Consider the following 26,117-nt stretch of genomic DNA (forward strand, 5'->3'; position numbering starts at 1 on the left):
GAGCGGTGCACTGGCAGTTATTCAACCGGGGAGGGACTGCCATGGCTGCCAAGATGCTCGTCACCCTGCTGGAGCCGCGGGACGCGGCGACCGTCCGCGAGACCGGGGTGGAGGTGCTGGCCGAATATCCCGATTCCCTGCTCGTACGCGGTTCGGACGCCCAGCTGGCCGAGCTGACCGGTCGCGGCGTCGAGGCGACCGCCCTGCCCGAGCAAGCCACGCAGGTCGCCGGGTCGAGGTTCGCCTTCGCCGACGCGGTCCGCGCCCAGGACGAGGTGCCGATCGAGCAGAATTCCGGCCGTACGGCGTACTACCTGGTCAAATTGGCCGGACCGGCCGCCCCCGAATGGCTCGGCGCGGTGCGCTCGCTCGGCGGCACGGTGCTCGACACCGTCCCCGGCTTCACGCTGCTGATCGGGCTGCTGCCCGAGCGGGTGGCCGCGCTGTCGGCCGAGCCCTGGGTCGAGGACGTCACCCCGTACCGCCCGGCCATGAAGGTCTCGTCCAAGCTGCGCCGCGACCTGCGGACCGAGCTGGGCGCCTCGCTGCTGACCGCGGTCGCCGCCGAGGATCTGACCGGGGCCGACTCGCAGCGGGTGGAGGTCACCGTCTTCCCCGGCGAGAGCACGGCCGAGGTGTCGGCCCGCATCCGCACGGCCGGCGGGGTCGTGATTTCCACTTCCGGGCGTACGGTCGTGGCCGAGGCGGGTCCGTCGGTGATCGCCGACGTCGCCGCCACCCAGGGCGTGCAGGCCGTCCTGCCGTTCGCCTTCGCCGAGCTGCACAACGACCGCGCGCTCACCGTGATGGGCGTGCCCACCGGCCACACCTTCGCCGGCCGTACGGTGACCGGGCGCGGCCAGCTCGTCGGGATCGCCGACTCCGGGCTCGACAGCGGCGACCCGCAGCACATCCACCCCGACCTGCAGGGCCGCGTCCGCCACCTGACCAGCCTGCCGGCCAAGCCCGCCCTGGCCCCGTTCCTGACGGACCCGCCGATGAGCGACGACGGCCCGGCCGACGAGGAGTCCGGCCACGGCACCCACGTCGCCGGCTCGGTGCTCGGCGACGGGTCCGCGGCCAAGGCCATCGGCTCGGCGTTCGTGCCGGCCGGGGCGGCTCCCGAGGCTGAGGTCTTCTTCCAGGCCATCGGCCAGCACGTGAACTGGAAGACCGCGGCCCAGCTGATCGCCGAGGGCGTCGACGTCGACCCGGCCGACTGGCCGCCGCCGGCCGACGGCCTGTACGGGCTGCCGGACGACCTCGCCGAGCTGTTCACCCCGGCCCACGCGGCCGGCGTCCGCATCCACACCAACTCGTGGGGCGCCGCCAACTCGGGGATCTACAACGCCTCATCGCGGGCCGTCGACAAGTTCGTCTGGAACAACCCGGACATGCTGATCCTGTTCTCGGCCGGCAACGACGGCAAGGACGTCAACGGCAACGGCGTGGTCGACCCCGACTCGATCGGGACGCCCGCGACCGCCAAGAACTGCCTGACCGTGGGGGCCAGCGAGAACGACCGCCCACGGGGCTCGGTCCCGCCGCCCGGCCGCGACCTCAACTGGAGCCAGACGGTCAAGTTCCCGCGGCTCACGGCGGCCGGGCACGTGTCGGACGACGTGAACGGGATGGCCTGCTTCTCGTCGCGTGGGCCGACCGACGACGGGCGGATCAAGCCGGACGTGGTCGCGCCGGGCACCAACGTGCTGTCGCTGCGCTCGTCGGCGCTGCCGCCGGGCGACGAGCCGTTGTGGGGCAGCCTGCCGGCCGGTCACGAGCTGCGGGAGCTGTACTGCTGGAGCGGTGGGACCAGCATGTCGACGCCGCTCGTGGCCGGGGCAGCCGCCCTCGTACGCGAACGCCTGACCGCCGACGGCGGCGCGCCCTCGGCCGCTCTGCTCAAGGCCGTGCTCATCAACGGCGCGGCCACGATGAGCGGCCAGTTCGCCGGCGAGATCAGCGCCGGGCCCAACAACGTGTGCGGGTTCGGCCGGGTCGACGTCACTGCCGCCCTGGCCCCCGCGCCCGACGAGCAACTGCGCTACGACGACTCGTCCGACGGCGTGGCCACGGGCCAGATGCGGCGCTACACCGTGCCCGCGTCCGAGGCCGAGACGCCGCTCAAGGTCACGCTGGTCTGGACCGACCCGCCGTCGCTGGAGGGCATCGGCTCGCTCGTCAACCAGCTCTACCTGCAGGTGCAGGCCCCGGACGGCACGGTCCTGGACGGCGACACCACGCCGTTCCCGACCGCCACCAACAACGTCCAGCAGGTCACGGTGCCCGCCCCGGCCCCCGGCACCTACACCGTGCGCGTGCGCGGCGTGTCGGTCCCCGGCAGCCCGTCGCAGCCCTACGCCGTGGTCGTCTCGGGCGGCACCGACCTCGTGCGCTGAATATCTACACTGCTCGACATGCGAGCACTGTGGACGGCGGCCGGTGCCCTAGTGGTGGCGCTGGCCGCCGGGTGCGGTCAGGGCGTGGGCGAGATCGACCGCAGCGAGCTCTCCCACGACATACCGCAGATCAGGTCGCTCCGCCTGATCGACGCCCTGCCCGAGCCGGCCGACCTCGGGCCGGGGTGGACGCTCGACACCACGTCCGTCGACGACGAGGACTACTACAACGAGTACGCGATCTCCGAGGTCGCCCGGAACTGCGAGGGCGCGTCGCCCACAGCGGCCGAGCTGACCGAGCCGAACGAGTACACCGCGTCCGTCTCGATGGAGCCGGAGGAGGGGCCGGGCCATCTGTGGGTCCGGATCGCGGTGGACAGCCCGGCCGGCTCGGCCGACCGGCTGGCCCTGATCCGCGCGGCCTACGAGAGCTGCGAGGTCGAGGGTCAGTCGTACCAGATGCTGAAGCCGGCCGGTGTCGACGCCGACGAGTCCTTCGGCGTGCGGATCACCGAGGGCTCGCAGGTCTTCACCTGGGTCTACGCGCGGCACGGCGGCCTGGTGGTGGCGCTCTCCGGGCGCGAGGGCGTGGACGCCGAGCCGCTGCTGCCGAAGGCGATGGCCGAGGCGCGGGCCGCGGTCGAGCGCTAGGCCCGGCTCTCGGCCAGAGTGGCCAGCTGACCGGTGACGGCGCCCCAGCCCTCGAAGAAGCCCAGCTTCTCGTGGTGCTCGCGGGCCGACGGGTCGCCGTGGCGGACGAGGACGCGGTAGTCGGTGCCGTCCGGGTGGTCGGCGAAGGTGATCTCGGCGGTCAGCGCGACCGGCTGGGGACTGGTGGGCCGCCACGAGCTGTCGACCGCGTTGGTGAAGACGAGGCGTTGCTCGTCCTCGACGAGGAGGAACAGCGCGTCCATGTGCGGGGCGAAGGTGACGCCGTCGTCGTCGCTCATCCGGGTCACGAGGCCGCCGCCGGGGCGGGCCTCCAACTGGTCGACGCGGCACACGGTGGGGGCCGGGATCCACCACTGCGCGAAGCGGTCCGGGTCGGTCCAGGCCCGCCACACGGTTGCCCGCGGGGCCCGGATGACACGCTGCAGGGTCAGGTCGAGGTCGGGGTTCACGGCGAGTTCTCCTCTTCGGTGACGAATTGCTCGAGGCGGTCGGTGCGCTGCTGCCAGATGTCGCGCTGCTCGGCCAGCCAGTCCTCGACGACGGCCAGACGCTGACGGTTGAGGACGCAGGTGCGTACGCGCCCGGCCTTCGTCGTGCGGATGAGGCCGGCCGACTCGAGCGTGCGCACGTGCTTCATGAAGGACGGCAGGGTCATCGGGAAGGCGCCGGCCAGCTCACCCACGCTCGCCGGCCCCGACCCGAGCCGCCGGACGACACCGCGCCGGGTCGGGTCGGCCAGAGCCACGAAGACGTCGTCGAGCTGCGCCGAATACTGTGCCACGCGGCTAAGTATTGCCCGCCCGGATAGTTAGCGCAAGGGCTAACTATCGGCAAGCGGATACTGGTCGGGTGACGGGGAAGCGGATGCCGGCCATTTTCGGGTACGGGTCACTGGTCGCGCCGGAGACGATCGACGGGCTCGGCGGGCGCCACCCGCGCCGGGCCCGCCTCCGTGGATGGACCCGCACCTGGAACGTCTGCACCGACAACACGGCGAACGGCCCCGTCGTCTATCAAGACGTAGCCGATGGCACTCGCCCGCCCATCCAGGTCCTTTTCCTGACCATCGAGCGAGCCGCCGCCGGTGGTTTCCGTGGGGCTGCTTCGGGCACGGCCGCCGCTGGTGGTTCTCGTGGGGCCGCTTCGGGCGTCGCCGCGGCCGGCAGTTCTCTTGCGGCCGCATCGGGCGTCGCCGCCGCTGGCAGTTCTCGTGGGCCCGCACCGGGCATCGGCGCCGCTGGCAGTTCTCATGGGGGCGCATCGGGCGTCGCCGCTGCCGGCGGTTCTGGTGGGGCCGCTTCGGGCGTCGCCGCTGCTGGCGGTTCTGGTGGGAGCGCTTCAGGCGTCGCCGCGGCCGGCGGTTCTGGTGGGGGCGCTTCGGGCGTCGCCGTCACCGGTCAGGGTGAGCCCACGTTCGGCGCCATTCGCGCCGCGGCACCGATCGGGTCGGCCGGCGCCGGTGCGGAACCAGCCGCCCGGTCCGCGTCCGACGCGGCCAGGGCCGAGCAGGCTGCGGTCGAGGGCGTGCTTTTCGAGCTGCCCGAGGAGAAGTTGCCGGCATTGGACGCGCGCGAGGGCAACTACACGCGGGTCGCGGTTGACGTTGAAGGGTTCGGGACGGCGTGGACGTATGTCGCCCGGCCCGAGAGCGCCGAGCGGGCCCGGCGGGGCATCGCGGCCGGGACGGCCCGCATCCGCCAGGACTACCTGGCCACGGTGGTCGCGGCGTTCGGAGCCTACGGGGACATGCCACCGCCGTATCCGCTGCCGGCGCCCGTGGTTCCGCTCCTCCGCATCCGCCGCTGACGACGCAGCATGTTCACACCTTGGACGCAACGTTGTAATGGGAGCGCTCCCATGTAAACATGACGGTCAATGTCTGACCGGTCGTGAGGACACACCATGCGCTCACTCGGATCGGCCGCGCTTGTCGGAGCGCTCGGCCTTTCTGTCATTGCTGTGCCCGCCCTGTTCATCCCCGCGCAGGCCACCGCCGCCCTGCCCAACACCGCCGCGCCTGCTCGGGCCGCCGCCCTGCCCACCGCTGGCAGTGTGGCCCTTGCCCAAGCCGACGCTGCGGCGTCTGTTCGGGCCGCTGCTGTCCTGCCCTACCTGGACCCGTCGCTGCCGGTGGCCGACCGCGTCGCCGACCTGCTCGGGCGGATGACGCTCGACGACAAGGTCGGGCAGATGACGCAGTCGGAGCGGGGGACGACCACGGCGGCCGACGTCACCTCGTACCGGGTGGGGTCGGTGCTCTCGGGTGGCGGGTCGGCGCCCTCGCCGAACACGCCGGCCGGCTGGGCCGACATGTATGACAGCTATCAGCGCGGCGCCCTGGCCACCCCGCTGCAAATCCCGATCATCTACGGCATCGACGCCGTGCACGGCAACAACAATGTGCCGGGGTCGACCATCTTTCCGCACAACATCGGACTGGGTGCGACACGCGATCCGGCGCTTGTTGAGCGAATTGGTCGCGCGACCGCCGAGGAAGTGAGCGGAGCCGGCCAGGATTGGACGTTTGCGCCGTGCCTGTGCGTTGCGCGCAACGACCGATGGGGGCGCACCTACGAGTCGTACGGGGAAAAGCCGGAGCTGGCGACGGCCATGACCACCATCGTGGACGGCCTGCAGGACAACGGCGTGCTCGCCACGGCCAAGCACTACATCGGGGACGGCGGCACGACCGGCGGCGTCGACCAGGGCAACACCGAGATCAGCGAGGCCGAGCTGCGAAACGTGCATCTTCCGCCATTCAAAGCAGCCATCGAGCGTGGCGTCGGGTCGGTGATGCTGTCGTTCAGCAGCTTCAACGGCACGAAGCTGCACAGTCACAAGTATCTGGTCACCGACCTGCTCAAGGGCGAACTCGGCTTCACCGGTTTCGTCGTCTCGGACTGGGCGGCCATCGACCAGCTCGACGGCCAGCGCGGCTTCACCCAGGCCGAGGTGGTCATCGCGTTCAATGCCGGCCTCGACATGGCGATGGTGCCGACCGACTGGAAAGTGTTCGTCGGCTACCTGAAGGCGGCCGTGCAGGCGGGGCAGATCCCGATGGCGCGAGTCGACGACGCCAACCGGCGCATCCTCACCAAGAAGTTCGAGCTCGGCTTGTTCGAGAAACCGTACGCGGACCGCAGTTTCGCTTCGACGATCGGGAGCGCCGAGCACCGTGCGCTGGCCCGGCAGGCCGTGCGGCAGTCGCAGGTGCTGCTGAAGAAGGGGATCCTGCCGCTGGCCAAGACCGGCGGCAAGATCTTCGTGGCCGGCAAGAGCGCCGACGACCTGGGCAACCAGAGCGGTGGCTGGACGCTGAGCTGGCAGGGTGCGAGCGGTAACACGGTCCCTGGAACGTCGATCCTGTCCGGCATCCGGACTGCGGTCGGCAGCGGCGCCACGGTGACTTACAACCGCGACGGTACGGGCATCGACAGCTCGTATCGCGCGGCGATCGCAGTGGTGGGCGAAACCCCGTACGCGGAAGGAGAGGGAGATCGCCCCGGCGCGATGACCCTGGACGCGACCGACCTGGCCACGCTGTCCCGCCTGCGGGCGTCGGGTGTGCCGGTGATCGTGGTGCTGGTCTCCGGCCGCCCGCTGGACATCGCAGCCGAGCTGAGCAGCTGGAACGCGCTGATCGCGGCCTGGCTGCCCGGCACCGAGGGCGCAGGCGTGGCCGACGTCCTCTTCGGCGACTACGCCCCGACCGGCAAGCTGCCCGTGACGTGGATGCAGTCCGCCGCCCAGCAACCCATCAACGACGGCGACGGCAAGACACCGCTTTTCCCGTACGGCTATGGCCTGACCTATGCAGACACGTCGCCCGACACAACCGCACCGACCGTTCCCGGCGTGCCCGTGGCCGCTTCAGTGACCAGCAGTGGGCTGACGCTCTCGTGGACGCCATCAGCCGACACCGGCGGCAGCGGCCTGGCCGGCTACGACGTCTACCGGGACGGTGTCCTGATCGGCTCGCCCACCACAGCCACCCACACGGTGACGGGCTTGACCCCAGCCACCCGCTACGAGTTCACCGTGGCCGCGCGGGACACAGCCGGAAACCGTTCCACCCGCTCAGCGGCACTAGCAGTGACAACAGCCGCCGGCACCCCGTCCGGTTCGTGCCGGGTCCGCTACACCACCAACGATTGGAGCACCGGCTTCACCGGCACGGTAGCCCTGACCAACACCGGCACCACGCCGATCAACCCGTGGACGCTCAGCTGGACTTTCGGCGCCGGCCAAACCGTGACGCAGGCGTGGTCGGCAAGAGTCACCCAGTCCGGCTCCACGGTGACCGCCACCGGCGAGTCCTGGAGCGCCGCGCTCGCCCCCGGAGCAACCGTCAGCTTCGGCTTCAACGGCGCCCACTCCGGCGCCAACCCCCGCCCCACCGTGTTCACCCTGAACGGCACAACGTGCACTACCGACTGAGCGTTTATGTCCGCGCCGCTCAACCCAGCCGGCAAACCGCGCAATCCAGCCGACGAGATGCGTCATGCTCGCGCAGTTTGCGCCGGCAAGTGCGTGTTTATGTCCGCGGCGCTCAACTCCAGCCACAAAGCGCTCAGTTCGACCGGCGGGGTGCGCACTCGTCGCTCAACTTCTGTCAGCGGATGAGCGTTCCTGTCCGCGGCGCTCAATACGAGCGGCGAAGCGCTCAATTTGGTCGGCGCGATGGACAGCGCTCGTGCAGCTTGCGTCGGCGAGTGAGCGTTGTTGTTCGCGGCGCTCAGGTCGGACGACAGAGCGCTCAGGTTGGCCGCCGCGGTGGGCGGTTCTCGTGCAACTGGCGTCGGCGAGTGAGCGTTGTTGTCCGCGGCGCTCAGGTTGGACGGCACAGCACTAAAGTTGGCCGCCGCAGTGGGCGGTTCTCGTGCCGCTGGCGTCGGCGAGTGAGCGTTAATGTCCGCGGAATTCGAGTCGGGCGGAAGAACGCTCAGTTCGGCAAACGAAGCGCGCACTCGTCGTGCGGCTTGCGTCAGCGGATGAGCGTTCGCTTCCGCCGCGACCACTTCGCGCGGCGAAGCGCTCAGTCCGGCCGGCGCGGTTCGCAGTTCTCGCGCAGCGTCCGTCGGCGAGTGCTCGTTTATGTCCGCGGCGCTCAATGTGCGGAGAGGTTGCGCGCTTCGGTCGTCTTGGTCAGTGGGCGGCGGCGAGGGCGGCGATCAGGGCGATGGCCGCGGCCAGGGTGCGTAGGCGGTCGGCTCGTAGCAGGAAGCGGATGTGCCGCGGGTCGTGGCCGGCGCCGAGGCGGCCGTGTGCAGGAGCGGCAGCGACGGCCGTGACCAGCATCGCGGCGGCGGTGGCGGCCAGGGTCAGCCACGTCCACGGGGACGGGCCGGACCAGAGCGCCCATCCGCCGGCCAGCAGCAGGGATCCGTAGACGGCGACGACCACGGGCGTGATCGCGCGGGAGTGGGCGCGGTGGGCGTCCATCCATTGCGCGGCGGGGACGCGGGCCAGCGCCGGATAGACGACCGCGGTCACGGTGGCCTGGAAGCCGAGGTGGGCCGCGGCCGTGGCGAGCAGGGCGGATGTGTTGTCAGGCAAGAGATTGTCCTAGGAGGAGTCGGCACGTGAAGCAGATCCGAGCTTTAGTGACGTTGATCGGCATGGTGATCGCCGCGGTTGCGGCTCTGGCCGGTCCGGCCTCGGCGGCCGCTCCGGCGCCGTCCGCCGTGGCCACCGGGTACGGACACACCTGTGTCATCCGTACCGACGGAAGTTTGTGGTGTTGGGGCGGCAACTACAGCGGCCAGGTGGGCGACGGCACGATCGTCAGCAAGACCACGCCCGTACGGGTGGGAAGCGCCTCCTCCTGGGCCGGGATCGACGGCGGCACCAGCTACAACTGTGCCGTCAGGACCGAGGGAACGCTCTGGTGCTGGGGCAGCAACACCCGCGGCCAGCTCGGCGACGGCACCACCTCCCGGCGCACCGCCCCGGTCCAGGTGGGCACCGCCACCACCTGGGCGAGTGTGAGCGCCGGCGACAGCCACACATGTGCCGTGCGTACGGACGGAACTTTGTGGTGCTGGGGTTTCAACCGTTTCGGCCAGCTGGGTGACGGCGCGGCCGTCTACACCGCGACCAGCCCGCTGCAGGTCGGCACCGCGACGAACTGGGCGAGCGTAACGGCCGGCTTCGCTCACACTTGCGCAACTCGCACGGACGGCACCCTGTGGTGCTGGGGCGACAGCTCGACCGGCCAGCTGGGCACCGGCGCGCTCGGCTACAAGACGACCCCGACCCAGGTCGGCACCGCGACGACATGGTCCGACGTCACCGCCGGCTACCTGTTCACCTGCGCCACCCGCACCGACGGCACGCTGTGGTGCTGGGGCGAGAACGGCTACGGCCAGCTCGGCGTCACCGGCACCTACCAGGCCGCCCCGATCCAGGTCGGCACGGTCAACACGTGGACGGCGGTCAACGCCGGCTTCGACACCGCGTGCGCCACCCGCACCGACGGCAGCCTGTGGTGCTGGGGCAACAACGCCTACGGCCAGCTGGCCGACGGCACGACAACCCACCGCTACGCCCCCACCCGGATCGGCACCGCCACCACCTGGACCGCGGATGCCGCCGCCGGCTATCACAACTGCGCCTTCCGGACGGGCGCCGCCCTGTGGTGCTGGGGCAACAACGACAACGCCCAGCTGGGCGACGGCACCACCACCCAGCGCTCGGCTCCCCAGCAGGTGGTCCTGCCGGGCTGACCTGGACCGGCATGCACGCGCCTCTTTCCCGGGGAGGCGCGTGCATGTCTCAGGTCGCTAAAGTGAGCGAGCATGCACGAAGCTGCGCGCTATTGGCAGACCGCGGGCGCGGTCAAGACCTTCACGCACCCCTTGGACTCCACGTGGCTGACGACGATCAGCCGCACCGCACGCATCCTCGACTACGGCTGCGGCTATGGCCGGACTGTGGCCGAGCTCAGCGACCTCGGCTTCGCCTCCGTCCGCGGCATCGACATCTCGCCGGCTCTGATCGATCGTGGCCGTCGTGCCCGCCCGGATCTGAACCTGGCAGTCATCGATTCGCCGCCCACTTGGGCTGGGCCGGCGGCCGCCTTCGACGTCGTCATCCTGCTGGCCGTTCTTACGTGCATCCCGGACGACAACGCACAGCAAACGCTCATTACCGAACTGAGCAGCCTCCTGGCGCCGGGCGGTCTCATCTATGTCAGCGATCTGCTGTTGCAGCCGGATGATCGGAATGTCCGGCGCTACACCGCTCACGCCAGAGCACATGGCGGCCCGTACGGAGTGTTCGCGACCGACGACGGCGCAATCTGCCGTCACCACACCGCCGACCACTTGCGCCGCCTGTTCGCCGGTTTCAATGTGCTCAACGAGCGGCGTGTCGACGTGGCGACCATGAACGGACAACCAGCTTCGGCCCTGCAGTTGTTCGTCCAGAAGGCGTAGGTGGTCTGGCCGCCGTGAGCGGCCGCTCGATGTCGGGTGCGGCTGGAACAGCCTGGCCCTTCACGCCGCTCGCGAGTACGGCGTACACGTTGTCGGCACTGCCGGCGCCGCGATGCCTTGCCTTCCGGCCATCCGCATGGCGCCGCCTGCCTCGAAGCATGGACGCTCACACTCTCGCCGGCAATTCCTGACAGGCGTTTCGCCACCTCGACCACGCCGTTTCCGTTCCGCCCCGCACGGCGGCCTGATCGAGGCGGTCGCGGTGGGCGGTCACGGCCGGCTGCGCCTGGCCACCTTCAGTCAGCTGTACGGCCGATCGGGGCGCCTCAGGCCGCACGTGGCGGAAGAGGGTTGAGGGTGTCGCTGGCGCCGTCGATGCGGTCGTTGGGGCTTGCCCGCCATGTCTCCAGCGAGCCCTCGCCGAGGACGGCCTCGACGCAGGCGTCGCTCCCGCCGATGTACGTGCTGTTGAGGTCGATGTCGGTGGCGACGCACCATGCCCGGTCCTTCGGCCACCACAAATTGGCGCTCTGGTCGAAAATGAGCGAGGCGTCGGCCAAGCGACCGCTCAACAGCAGCATCCGGCGGTCGCCCGGCATCGTGAGGGTGGCGGTGCCTTCCGTAGGCAGGTCCAGATCCGTGAAGCCGTCCCACACGCCGTAGAAGCAGGCGTCGGCGGTCGTGGTGAACCGCTCGAGCACCTTCACCAGATGCCGCGCTTGAATGCGGGGGAGTGATCCCACCACGGGCGGCTCGTTCCGCAACCCTGGTTGTGCAACGTTGTTGTACAACTCCCACGATCCAGTGAGCGCTACCCATTGCATGCCCGCGTGAGCACGACGGCCGTTCGCCGCCGCGACTTCCGCCCATCTCACCTCGCCGCCGTCGAGATGGGCGGGGTGAAAAACGCGCGCATAGGAGGGGAAGGCGTCCGGCAACAAGCCGCCGACGGTCAGGAACTCACGCGCGCCCACGGCCACCCATTCGACCTCATCGGTCGCGCTTTTCAGCACTGGTCGCAGACCGCCTGGACCCCCGTACGCCATGGCATTCACTGTGCCCGACGGACGAGGCGCCGGACGGCTGGACCGCCCTCTGAGCCGCCAATCAACGGCGTGATCGTCGATGTGGATGCACTATCCGGTTGTCTCCACAACGTCTCCGGGATGATCAGTCTTCGCGGGCGGAGTGCAATATCGGGTCTATCGCCGTCAGCATGTCGCGCAGAACAGTGAGTCCGTTGCGGGACGAGGGATCGGCGTTGTCGATCAGTGCGTCACACGTCCGTACGGCAGCGTCTCGATGGCTCTCGTAGACCGAGAACTCGTTCTGCACAGCGGTGTACAGCCAGTCGGCATGGTTGTCGTCCGCGCCGGCCAGGGCATGTGCCACCGCGGCCAAGCCGATCTCATCCGCTCGTCTCAACAAGGCGGCTGCGGTCGCCGCGGTAACGAAGGTGTCGTCCGGATCGAGCAGCAGGCGTAGCAGCGGCTGGGTCGTTTCGGGCCTCTCGGCCAGAACCGCCAACGCCTGACCGGCGTCCGCGCGATCCCGATAGTCCGAGCTTCCGGCCAGTCCGAGCAGGGCTGCGACCACGGCGCTCCGAGCATCGTTGTCCACAGCAACCATCATCGGTGCTCCCGCCAGTCCATGACGCAGCGGTACGGCGTACCCGATCGGGAAAAGAAAGCCGCTCAGGCCCCGACGACCCCAAAAACAGCGTGACTGCCATGTCGTGCCGGCGGGGTCGCGGGGTGCTGTGCCTGTCCTCTATTTTCTGCGGGTGACTGAGGACGAGGTCTTCGACGCCGTCATGGTCCGGGTGGCGATGGGCCGGATGACAGATTCGCCGGAGAGCAGGGTGCAGGCGCCCGCCTCGGCCGAGGCGCTGGACGAGGCCGAAAGGGTCATCGGTTATCCGTTTCCGCCGCTGATCCGGCGGCTGTACGGCGAGGTCGCGAACGGCGGCTTCGGGCCTTTCGGTGGTGTCGAAGGCGTTGGCGGCGGCCACGAGAGTGCGGGCGGGGCCGGCATGCTTGCGGAGTACGTGGAATGGCGGGACACCGAGATCCCGGACGACAGCGACTTCCCGGCCTGGATGCCCGGCGTCGTGTTCTTCTGCGACTTCGGGTGCGCGATGTGGGCGTTGCTCGACTGCCGCGTTCCCGGCGGGCGCATCATGTTCCTCGACCAGGGCGAGCTCCACGAACTCGACGTGACGCCCGCCCAGTGGTTCGAATTGTGGCTGGACGGCGAGCTCGACATGCACAAGCTCGCCGCCGCCTGAGCCTCAGCGGAAGACGCGATCCGCGAACCGCTCGCCCATCGAGAGGTGGCTGGCCGCGTCCGGATGAAGTTGGTCGGGCAGCGGGCGCACGGCGAAGTCGGCTTCCCCGTACAGCTCACGCCCGTCCAGATAGGACAATTGAGGGTCGGACTTGGCGCGCTCGGCCACGATCCGGGCCAGCTCGTCGCGGATGACGTTCAGTGTCAGCTTGCCCGCGGCCCGTTCCGCCGGGTCGCCCGTGGCGATGAAGCTGAGCCTGCCCTCGGCCAGCGCGGCCATGTCGAAGGCGCCGGGGCCGGGCGTGTCCTCGTGGATCGGGCAGTAGATCGGCGACACGACCACCAGCGGGGTGCTGGGGTGGCCCTCGCGCAACGTGTCCAGGAAGCCGTGCACGGCCGGACCGAACGCCCGTACGCGCATCAGGTCGGCGTTGACGACGTTGATGCCCATCTTGAAGCTGATCAGATCGGCCGGCAGGTCGCGCATCGTGCGGGCGGTGAACGGGTCGAGCAGGGCGCTGCCACCGAACCCGAGGTTGGTCAGCTCGTAACCGCCGCGCGCGGCCGCGACGGCCGGCCATGTCGTGCTGGGGCTCGCCGCGTTGGAGCCGTGGCTGATCGAGCTGCCGTGATGAAGCCAGCGCGGGCGGCCGGAGGCGGGCGCGGGCTCGACCGGCTCGTCAGTGCGCAGCTCGACCAGTTCGGTCTTTTCCCGGTGGGGCAACCAGATCTCGACGGTTTTCAGCGTGGGGGACAGGCCGCTGAAGTGTGCCAAGCCGGGCTCGCCGGGGGCGGCTTCGACCGCTCCGGTGGCCAGGTCGATGGTGACGGTGGTGCCGCCGGTGACGCTCTGCTGACCGGCCAGAACCCCGTCGGCGTACAGGTCGTAGACGCCTTCGGGCTGGGGCGGGGCGCCCAGCTGTACGAGTTTGGTCGGCGCCGTGACGAGGTCGATGACCGTGGACTTCGTGCGGAAGACAACCCGTACGCCGGAAGGTTGTGCCTCGACCGTCGTCAGCTGCGGATCGTTGCCCTGGGCGCGGGCCCACGCGGGAAGCCGGTGCGGCAGCAGGCCTTGGGCGGTCTGTTCGAGCTCGACGGCGCCGCGGATCAGGTCGACGGTGACGGGCGTGGTGATCATGGTTGTCCTTCGTGGGGCCAGTGGCGGAGCAGGGCGTCGAGCGCGTCGAGGATGCGCCCCCACGACTTCTCCGGCCCGGGTTCGCTGTGGTCGAAGCTGCCGCCGAGCTCCTGGGTGATGTAGCCGTGGAAGGCGCCGCCGAGGAGCCGGATCGCGTGCGTCTGGTCGGGCTCGGTGAGGTCGTAGCCGCGCAGGATCGCCCGGATCATGGCCGAGTGCCGCGGTCCGGCACTGGCCAGGGCGGTTTCGTGGTCGAGGCGCATCTGCGCGGCGGCGTACCGGCCGGGATGCTCGCGGGCATAGTCGCGGTACGTGTCGCCGAGCGCTATCAGGGCGTCTTTGCCGGCCCGTCCGGCCAGCGCGGCGGCGCCCCGGTCGGCCATCTCCTCAAGCGCCAGCAGGGCGATCCGGACGCGCAGATCCTCGGCGTTGCGGACGTGTGAATAGAGGCTTGCCACCTGTACGCCGAAGTGCCGCGCCACGACAGACGGTGTCACCTGGTCGAACCCCAGCTCGTCAGCCAGCTCTGCGCCCGCCCGAGTCACCCGGTCCGCCGTCAATCCAGCTCTTGGCATGTGCGCTCCTTCCTAACACCATTATGCAAACACCTAATAGCATTAGGCAACTGCTCGGCTGTTGCACCCGCTCACCCGCCGTCTGCTCATCTCGGCGTGCTGGTGCTGTTTGGCGCCATCGCTCGGCGGCAGCGCGACGAGGCCTGCACGGCCACCGGTCAGAGTCATCGGTGACGGGTCAGAGGCCGCCCGACGGACCACAGGCGGAGTCGGCCGAGGCGTACCGCGATGTCGAGGGGCCCCTTCGGGTTGCGGCTCAGTTTTGGTCGCGTCTGCGGCTCGCGTCGTGAGAAGCAAGACCTTCGAGTACGACGTCAAGGTAGCGCCGGGTCAAGGTCGGGCGCTCAGTCGGCCGGGCGTGCACGGTAGCCGCGAACACCACGCCGCACATCAGGCGGATCACGTCGACGTGTTCGACGCCGGGACGGATCCGGCCGGCCGCGCGAACCCAGGCGAGCAGTTCGGCGGTCAGCGCGTTCAGCCGGTCGACGAGTTCCGTGGTCTCAGGCAGTTCGTGCGTGGCGGCGGCGTATACGGGCTGGATGGCCGGGTCGGCCAGTTGCGCGTCGATGCCGGCGGCCAGGAAGCCGGCGAAGGCGGCCCACTCGTCTTCCTCTCGCAGAGCTGTTTCAGCCTTGGCCACAAGCTTTTCCAAGCCTGGCCGGGCAAGCACCTCGAGCAGCGTCTCGGGGGTGGGGAAGTGGCGGTAGACGGTGGCCACGCCGATCGACGCCTCACGGGCGACCTCGTTGAGCCGGAGCGGACGGTCCTCGTCGAGAAACGCGCGGCCGGTGTCGACGATGTGCTGCCAATTGCGGGCAGCGTCTCTGCGAGTCACGGTGACCAGGATAACCGGATAACCCATCCGGATGCTGCTACGGTGAGTGAAACGGATAAGTCATCCGCTTGGCGCGCTGGGGAGAAGTGACGTGGAGATCGACGCAGCGGGCCGGACCCGCACCTACACCTTGATCGAGCCGAGCGGCGGCCACGATCGCCTGTTGCTGGTCTTTCACGGCTCGACGCAGAACGCGGCCAAGTTCCGCGCCTTCACCGGCGGGGCGTTCGACGCGATCCCGGGGACTGCGGTGGCCTACCTCGACGGCTACCGCGGCAATTGGAATGACGCGCGCATCGGCAGCCGCTTCCCGGCCCGGCTGGCCGGCGTCGACGACGTGGCGTTCGCCGAGGCGGTGGTCAAGAAGCACGCGGACGGCCGTGACGTCTATGCGGCCGGCTACTCCAACGGCGGCGGGATGGTTGTCCGCCTGCTGCACGAGCGCCCCGACCTGATGGCCGGCGCCACGGTCATCGCGGCTCAGCAGCCCGCGCCCTCGAACTTCCTGGTGCCGGGCCTACCCGTCGTGCCCAAACCGGTGTTGATCGTCCACGGCACGAAGGACCGGATCGTCCCGTACGCCGGCGGCGAGATGGCGCCCTGGGCCCGCTTCGCCTTCAAGGTCGGCGGCGAGATGCTTTCCGCCCCCGAAACCGCCGCCTTCTTCGCAGCTCGCAACGGCATCACCACGCCACCGACAACCACCGACGTCTCCGCCGAGATCACCCGAACCGACCACCACCAGCACGGCCACGCCCCCGTCCGCCTCTTCACCGTCCACGGCGGCGGCCACACGGTCCCCGGCCCTCACCCGGCACCCCGGCTGGTCGGCCACACCAGCCAAGAACTACACACCACCACAGCAATGGCCGACTTCCTCTGGCCGTAATCAGAGGGCCCGTCAGGGGCGGGGCGTGGCCAGGCCGGCCGGGATGTCGGCGCCGGCGGCGCCCAGGACGGCTTCCTCCTCGGCCTCCAGCGTGGAGATGCGAGCGGGGCGCCGGCGGGGCAGAGCCAGGCCCACCAGCAGGGCCGCGGCGGCGGCCAGGACGGTCCCAGTGACGAAGATGGCGACGATCTGGCCCTCGTGGGGCAGCGGCGTGCCGGGCACCAGGTTGCGCGTGATCATGGTGACCACGAAGGCCGTGCCCAGGGACATGCCGACCGAGCGGGCGATCGAGTTGACGCTGTTGGCGATCCCGGTCTCGGCCGGCGGCACGTTTTCGATGAGCAGGGCCGGCAGAGCCGCGTACCCGAAGGTCACACCCGTATTGACCAGCAGCGCGCCGACGATGACTTCCCACGTGGCGCTGTGCAGCGCCGCCAGCATCGCGAAGCCCAGGCCGGACACCACGGCGGCGGTGACCAGCGTGGCCTTGGCGCCGAAGCGGGAGACCAGGCGGCCGCCCAGCGGGGCGGTGACGATGCCGCTCGCGTTACCCGGCAGCAGATAGACCAGGCTCGCCGCCAGCACCGTCGAGCCGAAGCCGTAGCCGGCCACCGACGGCGGCGTCTGCACCAGGCTCGACACCGCCAGGAAGACCGCGAACATCGAGAACCCCAGGAACAGCCCGGCCAGGTTGGCCACCACGATCGGGCGGTGGGTCAACATCCGGGTGCTGACCAGGGGCTGGCTGATCCGCCGTTCGACCAGCACGAATACCGTCAGCACGAGCACCGCCGCCACCAGCAGGCCGATCACCCGAGGCGAGCCCCAGCCCCAGCCGTTGCCCTCCTCGAGCGGCAGCAGAAGCAGCACCAGGCCGAGCCCGAGCAGGCCGGCGCCGATCAGGTCGAGTCGCCCGGTGGCCGCGGCGGCCCGGCGGGGAAGCGCCGCCACTCCGGCCAGCCCGACCGCGCTCAGTGCGCTGGCCAGCCAGAACAGCTGGTGGTAGTCGCCGCCGTCCTGCATCAGCAGGCCGGTGACGGTCAGCCCGGCGCCCGCGCCGACCGCGAGCATGCCACTGACCAGGGCCATCGCGCCGGTCAGGCGGGCCGGCGGCAGTTCCTCGCGCAGCACGCCGATGGCCAGCGGGAACAGGCCGAAGCTGGCCGCTTGGGCCACCCGGCCCACCAGCAGCAGCGACAGGTCGGTGGTGGTGGCCGCCAGCACCGAGCCGGCCAGCACCACGACCATGATGCCGATCATGACGGGGCGCCGGCCGTGCAGGTCGCCGAGCCGGCCCAGCACGGGGGTGAGCACGGCGGCGGCGAGCAGGTTGGCGGTGACGACCCAGCTGGCCGACGTGGCCGAGACGCCCAGGTCGGCGCGGATGTTCGCGATGACCGGCACGACCAGGGTCTGCAGGGCGGAGACCAGGAGGACGACGTAGCACGCGACCGGCAGCACGAGCCGGGACGGTGAGTTGGACGGCATGAGCCGAACGCTAGACGCGCAGCCGACGATTCTCAACACCGTGTCGAAAAAGCGAGATGTGATGTCGATTTCACTCGACGGCGGGGTTGTACGATCGGCGTGTGCCTGCCATCAAGAGCCGCCGCGGACCGACCAAGGGTGATCAGCGTGAACGCGCGCTGCTCGACGCCGCCCGCGCGGTCTTCCGGGATAAGCCGATCAACCAGGTGACCATCGACGAGTTGGCCACCGCGGCCGGCATCGCGCGCTCGGGCTTCTACTTCTACTTCGAGTCGAAGCAGGCCCTGCTGGCTGCCCTGGTCGACCTGGTGATCGGCGAGAACGACCTCGAGATGGCGGAGTGGCTGGCCTCCGACGGTCTCGACCGGGCCGCCCTGCGGCTGGGTCTGAGCCGGGCGCTGGCCCGCTGGAAGGTCGACGGCCGCTGGCTGCGCGAGGCGTTCATCAACCCCGACCCGGGCCCCGACGTGCAGCAGATCCGCGACCGCCTCGTCGCCGAGGGCTGTTCGGCGTTCAGCCGGCGCATCGAGCGCGACGCCCGGGCCGGGCTAACCGTCATGGGCCGGCCTCCGTTGCTGGCCGCGATGGCGGTCAACCTGCGCAGCGTGACGTTCGCCGACGCGTACGCCGATCCGGGCGCCTATCCGGATGATGAACTTCTCGACACCTTGACCGACGCTATCCTGCGCCTGGTCTACGGCGTGACGCCCGACCGTTCGTAACATTGACGAAACTCTCTGCAGTGGATAGCGTTCTGAAACCCTGAGAGCGCTCTCTTCCCCGTTTAGCGCCCTCCGGGATCCCCTCATCCCCCTCGGAGGCCTATCCCTCATGAAGTCCAGACGCCTCGCCAGTTTGATCACGTTGGCCCTGACCGCGGGCAGCCTGGCTGTCATAGCGAACGTCAGCAGCGCACAAGCCGCGCCCGTCGGCGCCGGCAGCTACGCCGAAACCCTTCCCGCCGGTCGCAGCCTTCCCACCGGTTGCGGCAACATCTCGACCAATCCCCGCCAGTACGTCACCAGCAACGCACCTGGCGGCGCGGTGCCCAACAACGACTGGTGGTCGTCGCTGCTCTACAAACGAGTCGACTGTCAGTTCTCGATGCCGCTGTTCGCGGGCCCGGCCGCCTACAAGCCCGGCGCTGCGGGCATGGGCCTGTCGTACCAGACCGACGCGGCGATCAGCGGCTCGGCCACCGGCACGGGCGAATACCATTTCCCGTACGCCGAACATGTGCGCGTCGGTGTCGACGGTCTCAACGCCACGCAGGCGCTCGTCGACGGCTGGAGCGACTGGACGGTGAGCACGAGCCTCAGCGGGGCCGGGCGCACCCTGCGGGCCACCATCGGCCGCGGCCTTCCGCTCTCGTACTACGAGGTCACCGGCGGCGACGCCCTGATCACTACGACCGGCCCGGCCACCGCCTGGTCGAACAGCGGCAACCGGATCGGCTTCTCGATCGGCGGCCACGACTACGTCGCGTGGGCTCCGAGCGGGGCCAACTGGGCGTTCAACAGCACCACGATCCGGTCCAACCTGGCCGGTCGCGGCTACCTCTCGGTGGCGGTGCTGCCGACCACGTCTTCCACCAGCACGGCCGACAAAATTGCGCTGGCCGACCGGTTCACGCCGTTCGCGCACAATCACGTCACCGGCAGCCGCCTTTCTTACAGCTACAATCAGGCGGCCGGAACGGTCACTACGACGTACGCGTTGACGACCACAGCCCGCGAAGGCACCGGCACGGGAACGGTCATCGCGCTCTACCCGCACCAGTGGCGTTATCTGACCGGATCGACGCCGCTCGCGCAGAGCTACATCTCGCCCCGCGGCGCCATGCGCATCGTCACCGGCACGCAATTCAGCACCTCGATGAAGTACACGGGAGTGTTGCCCGAGATCCCCGCCGTGGGTGATTCGTCGGGCGCCGACCTCACGACGATCACCAACTATCTGAACGCCGAGCTCAACAATCCGGCCGACTTCCGGGGCGACGACACCTATTGGACGGGCAAAGGACTGGGCCGGGCGGCCCGGATCGCGGAGATCGCCGATCAACTGAACCTCACCGCCGTACGCGATAACGCCCTCAACGTCATTCGGACGCGCCTGACCGACTGGTTCACCGCCTCGGCCGGCAAGACCTCACGCGTGTTCTACTACGACCGCAACTGGGGCACGCTGATCGGCTACCCGGCGTCGTACGGCTCCGATCAGGAATTGAACGACCACCATTTCCACTACGGCTACTTCATCGCGGCCGCGGCTACATTGGCCAAGTTCGACCCCACGTGGGCCTCGAACGGGCGCTACGGCGGCATGGTCGACCTGCTCATCCGCGACGCCAACAATTACGACCGTAACGACACGCGTTTCCCGTACCTGCGGGACTTCGACATCTACGAGGGGCACGACTGGGCGTCCGGGCACGGCTCGTTCGGCGCCGGCAACAACCAGGAGTCGTCGTCGGAAGGGCAGAACTTCGCCAACGCGCTGATCCAATGGGGTCAGGCCACCGGCAACACGGCGGTGCGCGATGCCGGCATCTGGATCTACACGACGCAGGCCGCCGCCATCAACGAGTACTGGTTCGACGTACGCAATGAGAATTTCCCGGCCAGCTGGGGGCACAATTACTCGGCGATCGTCTGGGGTTCCGGCGGCGCCTATGCGACCTGGTTCTCGGGCGAGCACGAAATGATCGTCGGCATCAACATGCTGCCGATCACCGGCGGCCAGTTCTATCTGGGCGATTATCCGGCGTCGGTCCGCAGCACGTACGCGGAAATGGTGCGCAACAAGGGCGGCGAACCGACGCTCTGGCGCGACATGCTGTGGCAATACCTGGCATTGGGCGACCCCGATTCGGCCATGTCCAAGCTGCGAGCGGCCGGCAACTACACGCCGGAAGAGGGCGAAAGCCGCGCCCACACGTTCCACTGGATCCGCAATTTGCAGGCGCTCGGCCAGGTCGACACCACCGTGACGGCGAATCACCCGCTGGCCAAAGTGTTCAGCAAGAACGGAGCCAAGACGTACGTGGCCTCGAACATCACCAACACCGCGCAAACGGTGACGTTCTCCGACGGCCGCACCCTGTCGCTTCCGGCCGGCAAAACGGTGGCCAGCGGCGCAACGAATTGGACGGGCGGAAACGCCACCGGTGGCGGCACCACGCCGACCGACCCGCCGCCCACCGGCTGCGGCTCGGGCACCCTGGCCTCGCAGGGACGCCCGGTCACCGTGTCGTCGACCGAGGCGGCCGGCTTCGAGGGCGGCAAGGCGGTCGACGGCGACGCCGGCACCCGGTGGTCGTCCGCGTTTGCCGACCCGCAGTGGATCCAGGTCGACCTGGGCTCGTCGCGCACCCTGACCCGGGCCGAGCTCAGCTGGGAGGCGGCGTTCGGCCGGTCGTACCGGATCGAGACGTCGGCCAACGGCACCACCTGGACACCGGCCGCCACGGTCACCGGCACCGGAGCCGGCGGCCAAATTGCACATTCGCTCACCGGGACCGCTCGTTACGTGCGCATGTACGGAACTGAACGTGCAACTCCGTACGGCTATTCGCTCTGGGAGTTCAAGGTCTACGCCTGCGCGTGAGCCGACGACGGCGGGCCCGGTGTCGTACCGGGCCCGCCATTCGCTCAGCGCCGCAAGTCAGCACGCAGCGGGCCCGGCTCCGCGCCGGGCCCGCCGTTCGCTCAGCGCTGCCGGGTCAGCAGGCCCGGCCGGTAGGGGAGCAGGCCGTAGTCGCCGCCGGAGCTGGGGGAGCGGCCCTGGTAGAGCAGTTGCAGGTTGCAGGGGTCGATGGTCATGGTCTGGTCGGCGCTGGTGCGCAGAAGCTCACCGTGGCTGATGTCGTTGGTCCAGGTGGCGCCGCTGTTGGCCTTGCCCGCGAAGGGGTTGCTCTCGGTGGCGGCGTTCGGTGTCCACGAACCGCTCAAGCTGTTCGCCGTGAACGACCGGAAGTAGCGCCCGTTGGCGCCGATCGCCTCGACGATCATCAGGTACTGGTTCTGACCCTGCACCTTGTACACCTGGACAGCTTCGAACAAGTTGTTGGTCGAATCGCTCATTACTGTCGTGTACGACGAGCCGAAGCTGCCCGGGAAGTTCCCGATCGGCATGCTCGCGCGGTAGATCTTCCCGTTGTCGCCGGCGAAGAACAGGTACATGTTCGTGCCGTCACCGATGACCGCCTGGTCGATCGGTCCCGTCCCCGAGCCGCTGATGCTCCCGGTGAACAAGGTCTGCGCGGCCGACCAGCCGTTGGCGTTCGTCGGGTCGTTCGAGGTGCGGTACGAGAACGCGGTCGGCCCCCACTGGTAGGTCAGAACCCAGATGTTCTTCGGGGCGAAGTAGAACAGCGACGGGGCCACGGTGGCCGAGTTCATCGCGTTCTGGCTGGCCGAGCCCATCTGGGAGTAGTTGCTGAACAGGCCGAAGTTCATCGAGCCCCAGCGGGTGCCGGTGTCGTGCGTGGTCGCGTAGACCAGTTGCTGCCCGTTGTAGGGGGCGACGGTGAAGTCCTTGAGCGACACCCACCCGGACCGCGGGTTGGCCAGCGAGCCGGTCGACGACCAGCGGTACGACGAGGGCAGGGAGCAGGATCCGCTCGGCGGCGTCGTCGGCGGGGTGGTCGGGGTGCTGCCGACCCGAGCCAGCTGCCACTGCTGGTTGGCGCCGCCCCAGTCGTCGTACTGCACGACGTTGGCGCCGTCGGTGGTGGCGGCGCCCTGAACCTCGACCGCCTTGTTGCTGTGCCGCGCGATCAGCCGGACGTAGCCGCCGTCCGAGTCGGCCAGGCGGAACTGCTGGTTGGTGCCGTTGGCGTCGCTCCACTGGTTGACCGCGGCGCCGTTGGCGGTCGAGGCGCCGGCGATGTCGAGGACCTTGCCGGAGAGTCGTGACTTGAGGCGGTAGTAGCCGCCACCGGAGTCGACGAACTGCCATTGCTGCTGGTTGCCGTCGTTGCGGGTCCACTGCGTGATCCGGGCGCCGTCGGTGGTGGCCAGGTTGTAGACGTCGAGGGCCTTGCCGCTGTTGCGGTTGACCAGCACGTACGAGGCCGTGGTGTCCACGGTGGCGGCCGAGGCGGCCGGGGCGGTGACGACGGCTATGACACCGCCGGCGGTCGCGGTGGCCGTGACGACCAGCGCCGAGAGCAATCGGCGTCGGGGCATGGCGTGCTCCTTCTGCGAGAGGGCCGCGGCCGCCGAAGTGAGCGTTAACAACCGGAACTACGGCAGGTGGGGAGGCCGCGGAGGGGATGCCGCGAATGTTGCCAGAGCGTTTCCGCCGGCTCAACGGCCGGGAGCGCCGACCATTTGAACTGCCTCCGCATAACACTCAGAAAGAATTTCATTGATTTCTGTTACGCCGGACCGGTTCATAAAGTCGGCCTGGCCCCGCTTGAATGCGCGCAGGTGTGCTCCTAGCATCCGATCGCAGGGCGTGAGCGTTCACCGAGAGGAAGCCGATGCGTGACGAAGCGGTGGTCCGCGCGGCTCAGCACGGTGATCGTGCCGCGCTGGACGACTTGTCCCGCCGCCACCTGCCCGTGGTCTACAACCTCGTCCGGGCCGCGCTGCCCGGCGACGCCGAGGTCGACGACGTGGTGCAGGACGTCATGGTGCGCGCGCTGAGGCAGCTCGGCGACTTGCGGTCGCCGGCGAGCTTCCGGTCGTGGCTGACCACCATTGCCGTACGCCAAATAGGAACGCACCTGGCTCGGGAGAGCACGCGGACCGCGCGCACGGCCCCGCTCGAGGACGCGGCCGGGTACGCGGACGATGCTGCCGACGTGGAAGGCCCCGCCGTGCTGCGCGCGGATCTGGCCGGCCAGCGCCGCCAGGTGCGGCAGGCAGCGTCCTGGCTGGCCGGCGACGAGCGCACTCTCTATTCGCTGTGGTGGCTGGAGCTGATCGGCGAACTGACCCGATCCGACGTAGCGGCCGCGCTGGGCGTCGAGATCTCGCACGCGGGCGTACGAGTACAACGCATGCGCGAACAACTGGACTTGAGCCGAACCATCGTCGCGGCGCTGGAGGCCGTCCCCGGCTGCGACAAACTGAGCGAAGCCGTCGCCGACTGGGACGGCGCCCCGAGTCCGTACTGGCGCAAGCGGATCGGCCGCCACGTGCGGTCGTGCCCGATCTGCGCTTCCGCAGCAACCGACCTCCTGCCCACCGACCGACTGCTGGCCGGCCTGGCGCTGCTGCCGGTGCCGATCGCACTGGTCAAGGTCGCCCTCGGCGGCCCTTCCGCCACCCCGACGCCGGCCACCGAAGCAGAGCCCGCGGCCGCGGAGCCCAGTGCCGCCCAGCCTGCGGCCGCCCAGCCTGCGGCGGTCCAGCCCACGACCGCGCCGGCCATGGTCCCGTGGGCGGGTCAGGCGAGCCATGCAGCCGCGCAGCCCACGGCCACGCCGAGCGTTGCTTCGTGGCTGGGGCAGGCGTTGCACGCGGCGGCCGCCCACCCACTGGCCGCCGCCATCGGCGCGGGCGTCCTGGCCGTGGGCGTCACGGTGCCCGCAACCGGATGGGCGACGGCGCCGCAGCCCGCGCCGGCGGTGGCCGTGGTGCCGCGCCCCGGCCCGGGGATTCCTCAGCCGGGCACCTCGGCCCGGCCCCTCGCGCTCGGCCCGGTGTCGCTGGAGTCGGCCGCGAGCCCGGGGCGGTACGTCACGATCTCGGGCGACCTGGGCGTCCTGGCGGCGGTGGGGCCGGCGAGCCCGCTCGCCGACCGGCAGTGGGCCACCCTGACCGTCGTCGCGGGCCTGGCCGACCCGGCGTGCTTCTCGCTGCGCGCGTTCGACGGGCCCTACCTGCGCCACCAGGACTTCCGGCTGCGTCTGAGCGCGGATGAGGGCACCGTGCTGTTCCGGCAGGACGCGACCTTCTGCGCCGGCTCCGTCGCCGGCGGCATCACCCTCGAGTCGTACAACTATCGCAGTTTCTTCCTGCGCCGCGTGGGCGACGAGCTCTGGATCGACAAAGCGGACGGAAGCCCCGACAGCACCTTCCTCGCCCGGCCCGCGCTCGCTTAGAGCGAAGCCCATCTGCTGACAGCAGATCGGCTTGGTGTGGCGCGATCGGCCGCTCGATGGTGGAGCCAGCACACCGGCCGAGCCGAGGGAGAAGGCCATGCAACTCAACACAGCGACAGCCCCGTGGAGCGCGGGGTCGATCGACGACCAGGTGGCCGCGCGGCTGCTGCACCAGCGGATCATCGTGCTGGGGGCCGAGGTCGACGACCAGATCGCCAACCGGCTCTGCGGGCAGCTGCTGTTGCTGTCGGCGGAGGATCCGCGCGGCGTCATCAGCCTCTACATCAACTCGCCGGGCGGGTCGGTCACGGCGGGGCTGGCCATCTTCGACACCATGCGGCTGATCCCCAACGACGTCAGCACGCTCGCCCTGGGGCTGGCCGGCAGCATGGGGCAGTTCCTGCTCACCGCGGGCACGCCGGGCAAGCGGTTCGCCCTGCCGCACGCGCAAGTCTTGATGCATCAGGGCTCGGCCGGGTTCGGGGGCACCGCGGCCGACGTCGAGATCTACGCCAACCAGCTGGAGCGGCTGGGGCAGACGTTGCTGCGGCTGACCTCCGAGCACACCGGGCAGCCGCTCGAGACGGTCGAGCTCGACAGCCGGCGTGATCGCTGGTTCACCGCCGAGGAAGCTCTCGCGTACGGGCTCATCGACCACATCCTCGACAGTGTCGACGACGTCCGCCCGGCCATGACCCGGCAGCCGATGGGACTGAGCGCATGAGCCAGTACACGATCCCGACCGTGGTCGAGAAGACGCCGAACGGCGAGCGGGCCTTCGACATCTACTCGCGCCTGCTGTCCGACCGCATCATCTTCCTCGGCACCGAGATCGACGACGGTGTCGCCAACGTGGTGATCGCCCAGCTGATCCACCTGGAATCGGCCGGGGAGCAAGAGATCGGGCTCTACATCAACTCACCCGGTGGCTCGTTCAGCGCGCTGACCGCCATCTACGACACCATGCATTTCGTACGGTGTGACATCGCGACCATCTGCGTCGGTCAGGCCGCCTCGGCCGCGGCCGCCCTGCTCGCGGCGGGCACACCGGGCAAACGCTCCGTGCTGCCGCACGCCAAGGTCACGTTGCACCAGCCGTCCAGCCAGGCCCGCGGCACCCTGCCCGACTTGGCCGTGGAGGCCAAAGAGGTGGCCAAGGTGCGAGCCGAGATGGACCAGATCCTGGCCGAGCACACCGGCCACTCGGTCGCCAAGATCAGGGCCGACACCGACCGCAGCATGGCCCTGCGCGCCCCCGAGGCCGTCGCCTACGGCCTGGCCGACCGCGTCATCACCCGCCGCGAGGCCCGAGCCTTCCGCCTCGACGCCGCGTAGCCGG

The 26,117-nt window shown here is 69.7% G+C and carries 24 protein-coding genes; 13 read left to right on the plus strand and 11 right to left on the minus strand.

What is annotated here, in order from left to right; translation table 11 throughout:
* Window positions 1–41: 41 nt before the first annotated feature.
* Together OWR29_RS02900 and OWR29_RS02905 are read left to right on the plus strand one after the other, a co-directional pair.
* Window positions 42–2,399 (plus strand): S8 family serine peptidase, encoded by a 2,358-nt coding sequence (locus OWR29_RS02900; protein ID WP_267560724.1) that lies wholly within the window; start codon window positions 42–44, stop codon window positions 2,397–2,399.
* Between the two features lie 18 nt (window positions 2,400–2,417).
* Complete coding sequence (locus tag OWR29_RS02905) at window positions 2,418–3,050, plus strand: hypothetical protein (protein ID WP_267560725.1); 633 nt, start codon at window positions 2,418–2,420, stop codon at window positions 3,048–3,050.
* On the opposite strand, the gene OWR29_RS02910 is transcribed toward OWR29_RS02905, so the two are convergent.
* Both OWR29_RS02910 and OWR29_RS02915 read right to left on the minus strand, forming a co-directional pair.
* A complete protein-coding gene (locus OWR29_RS02910; protein ID WP_267560726.1) occupies window positions 3,047–3,520 on the minus strand; it encodes an SRPBCC domain-containing protein in 474 nt (157 codons plus the stop codon). The genes OWR29_RS02905 and OWR29_RS02910 overlap by 4 nt on opposite strands.
* The gene (locus OWR29_RS02915; protein ID WP_267560727.1) at window positions 3,517–3,852 is read right to left on the minus strand and encodes an ArsR/SmtB family transcription factor; all 336 of its coding nucleotides are present in this window, start codon (window positions 3,850–3,852) and stop codon (window positions 3,517–3,519) included. Before OWR29_RS02915 ends, OWR29_RS02910 begins: the two co-directional genes overlap by 4 nt.
* A 68-nt stretch (window positions 3,853–3,920) precedes the next feature.
* On the opposite strand from OWR29_RS02915, the gene OWR29_RS02920 reads away from it, so the two are divergent.
* Window positions 3,921–4,877: a gamma-glutamylcyclotransferase family protein gene (locus OWR29_RS02920; RefSeq protein ID WP_267560728.1), complete on the plus strand. Its 957-nt coding sequence runs from the start codon at window positions 3,921–3,923 to the stop codon at window positions 4,875–4,877.
* Between the two features lie 96 nt (window positions 4,878–4,973).
* A complete protein-coding gene (locus OWR29_RS02925; RefSeq protein ID WP_267560729.1) occupies window positions 4,974–7,508 on the plus strand; it encodes a glycoside hydrolase family 3 N-terminal domain-containing protein in 2,535 nt (844 codons plus the stop codon).
* 62 nt (window positions 7,509–7,570) lie between these two features.
* On the opposite strand, the gene OWR29_RS02930 is transcribed toward OWR29_RS02925, so the two are convergent.
* Together OWR29_RS02930 and OWR29_RS02935 are read right to left on the minus strand one after the other, a co-directional pair.
* Complete coding sequence (locus tag OWR29_RS02930) at window positions 7,571–8,182, minus strand: hypothetical protein (protein ID WP_267560730.1); 612 nt, start codon at window positions 8,180–8,182, stop codon at window positions 7,571–7,573.
* A 34-nt stretch (window positions 8,183–8,216) separates the two neighbouring features.
* Window positions 8,217–8,627, minus strand: a complete 411-nt coding sequence (locus OWR29_RS02935) for a hypothetical protein (protein WP_267560731.1) — start codon at window positions 8,625–8,627, stop codon at window positions 8,217–8,219.
* A gap of 62 nt (window positions 8,628–8,689) precedes the next feature.
* On the opposite strand from OWR29_RS02935, the gene OWR29_RS02940 reads away from it, so the two are divergent.
* Together OWR29_RS02940 and OWR29_RS02945 are read left to right on the plus strand one after the other, a co-directional pair.
* Entirely contained in the window at window positions 8,690–9,796 is a 1,107-nt protein-coding gene (locus OWR29_RS02940; RefSeq protein ID WP_267561175.1) for an RCC1 domain-containing protein, read from the plus strand.
* Between the two features lie 72 nt (window positions 9,797–9,868).
* Window positions 9,869–10,507, plus strand: a complete 639-nt coding sequence (locus OWR29_RS02945; RefSeq protein ID WP_267560732.1) for a class I SAM-dependent methyltransferase — start codon at window positions 9,869–9,871, stop codon at window positions 10,505–10,507.
* Window positions 10,508–10,833: 326 nt separating this feature from the next.
* Here the strand turns inward: OWR29_RS02945 and OWR29_RS02955 are convergent, their stop codons facing one another.
* Together OWR29_RS02955 and OWR29_RS02960 are read right to left on the minus strand one after the other, a co-directional pair.
* The gene (locus OWR29_RS02955; RefSeq protein WP_267560733.1) at window positions 10,834–11,520 is read right to left on the minus strand and encodes a hypothetical protein; all 687 of its coding nucleotides are present in this window, start codon (window positions 11,518–11,520) and stop codon (window positions 10,834–10,836) included.
* Window positions 11,521–11,677: 157 nt separating this feature from the next.
* Window positions 11,678–12,127, minus strand: a complete 450-nt coding sequence (locus OWR29_RS02960) for a hypothetical protein (protein WP_267560734.1) — start codon at window positions 12,125–12,127, stop codon at window positions 11,678–11,680.
* 163 nt (window positions 12,128–12,290) lie between these two features.
* Between OWR29_RS02960 and OWR29_RS02965 the strand changes: the two genes are divergently transcribed.
* Window positions 12,291–12,794, plus strand: coding sequence for an SMI1/KNR4 family protein (locus tag OWR29_RS02965; protein WP_267560735.1), 504 nt, complete (start codon window positions 12,291–12,293; stop codon window positions 12,792–12,794).
* Window positions 12,795–12,797: 3 nt separating this feature from the next.
* Here OWR29_RS02965 and OWR29_RS02970 read toward each other — a convergent pair whose 3' ends face one another.
* The 3 genes from OWR29_RS02970 to OWR29_RS02980 all read right to left on the minus strand — a co-directional run bounded on the left by OWR29_RS02970 (window position 12,798) and on the right by OWR29_RS02980 (window position 15,347).
* Window positions 12,798–13,934, minus strand: a complete 1,137-nt coding sequence (locus tag OWR29_RS02970) for an SGNH/GDSL hydrolase family protein (RefSeq protein WP_267560736.1) — start codon at window positions 13,932–13,934, stop codon at window positions 12,798–12,800.
* Window positions 13,931–14,509, minus strand: a complete 579-nt coding sequence (locus tag OWR29_RS02975) for a TetR/AcrR family transcriptional regulator (RefSeq protein ID WP_267560737.1) — start codon at window positions 14,507–14,509, stop codon at window positions 13,931–13,933. The genes OWR29_RS02970 and OWR29_RS02975 overlap by 4 nt, the downstream gene beginning before the upstream one ends.
* A 256-nt stretch (window positions 14,510–14,765) precedes the next feature.
* Window positions 14,766–15,347 (minus strand): TetR/AcrR family transcriptional regulator, encoded by a 582-nt coding sequence (locus OWR29_RS02980; RefSeq protein WP_267560738.1) that lies wholly within the window; start codon window positions 15,345–15,347, stop codon window positions 14,766–14,768.
* Between the two features lie 91 nt (window positions 15,348–15,438).
* On the opposite strand from OWR29_RS02980, the gene OWR29_RS02985 reads away from it, so the two are divergent.
* The gene (locus OWR29_RS02985; protein ID WP_267560739.1) at window positions 15,439–16,236 is read left to right on the plus strand and encodes a CE1 family esterase; all 798 of its coding nucleotides are present in this window, start codon (window positions 15,439–15,441) and stop codon (window positions 16,234–16,236) included.
* A 12-nt stretch (window positions 16,237–16,248) separates the two neighbouring features.
* Here the strand turns inward: OWR29_RS02985 and OWR29_RS02990 are convergent, their stop codons facing one another.
* A complete protein-coding gene (locus OWR29_RS02990) occupies window positions 16,249–17,724 on the minus strand; it encodes an MFS transporter (RefSeq protein WP_267560740.1) in 1,476 nt (491 codons plus the stop codon).
* Window positions 17,725–17,825: 101 nt separating this feature from the next.
* Between OWR29_RS02990 and OWR29_RS02995 the strand changes: the two genes are divergently transcribed.
* Entirely contained in the window at window positions 17,826–18,446 is a 621-nt protein-coding gene (locus tag OWR29_RS02995) for a TetR/AcrR family transcriptional regulator (protein WP_267560741.1), read from the plus strand.
* Window positions 18,447–18,555: 109 nt separating this feature from the next.
* Complete coding sequence (locus OWR29_RS03000; protein WP_267560742.1) at window positions 18,556–21,330, plus strand: glycosyl hydrolase; 2,775 nt, start codon at window positions 18,556–18,558, stop codon at window positions 21,328–21,330.
* 101 nt (window positions 21,331–21,431) lie between these two features.
* On the opposite strand, the gene OWR29_RS03005 is transcribed toward OWR29_RS03000, so the two are convergent.
* Window positions 21,432–22,913 (minus strand): non-reducing end alpha-L-arabinofuranosidase family hydrolase, encoded by a 1,482-nt coding sequence (locus OWR29_RS03005; protein ID WP_267560743.1) that lies wholly within the window; start codon window positions 22,911–22,913, stop codon window positions 21,432–21,434.
* A gap of 296 nt (window positions 22,914–23,209) precedes the next feature.
* Between OWR29_RS03005 and OWR29_RS03010 the strand changes: the two genes are divergently transcribed.
* The 3 genes from OWR29_RS03010 to OWR29_RS03020 all read left to right on the plus strand — a co-directional run bounded on the left by OWR29_RS03010 (window position 23,210) and on the right by OWR29_RS03020 (window position 26,113).
* Entirely contained in the window at window positions 23,210–24,778 is a 1,569-nt protein-coding gene (locus OWR29_RS03010; protein ID WP_267560744.1) for a sigma-70 family RNA polymerase sigma factor, read from the plus strand.
* A gap of 97 nt (window positions 24,779–24,875) precedes the next feature.
* Window positions 24,876–25,502: a ClpP family protease gene (locus OWR29_RS03015; protein WP_267560745.1), complete on the plus strand. Its 627-nt coding sequence runs from the start codon at window positions 24,876–24,878 to the stop codon at window positions 25,500–25,502.
* Entirely contained in the window at window positions 25,499–26,113 is a 615-nt protein-coding gene (locus OWR29_RS03020; protein ID WP_267560746.1) for an ATP-dependent Clp protease proteolytic subunit, read from the plus strand. Before OWR29_RS03015 ends, OWR29_RS03020 begins: the two co-directional genes overlap by 4 nt.
* The last annotated feature ends 4 nt before the right edge of the window (window positions 26,114–26,117 follow it).

The sequence above is a fragment of the Paractinoplanes pyxinae genome, assembly GCF_026626335.1.
Lineage (GTDB): Bacteria > Actinomycetota > Actinomycetes > Mycobacteriales > Micromonosporaceae > Actinoplanes > Actinoplanes pyxinae.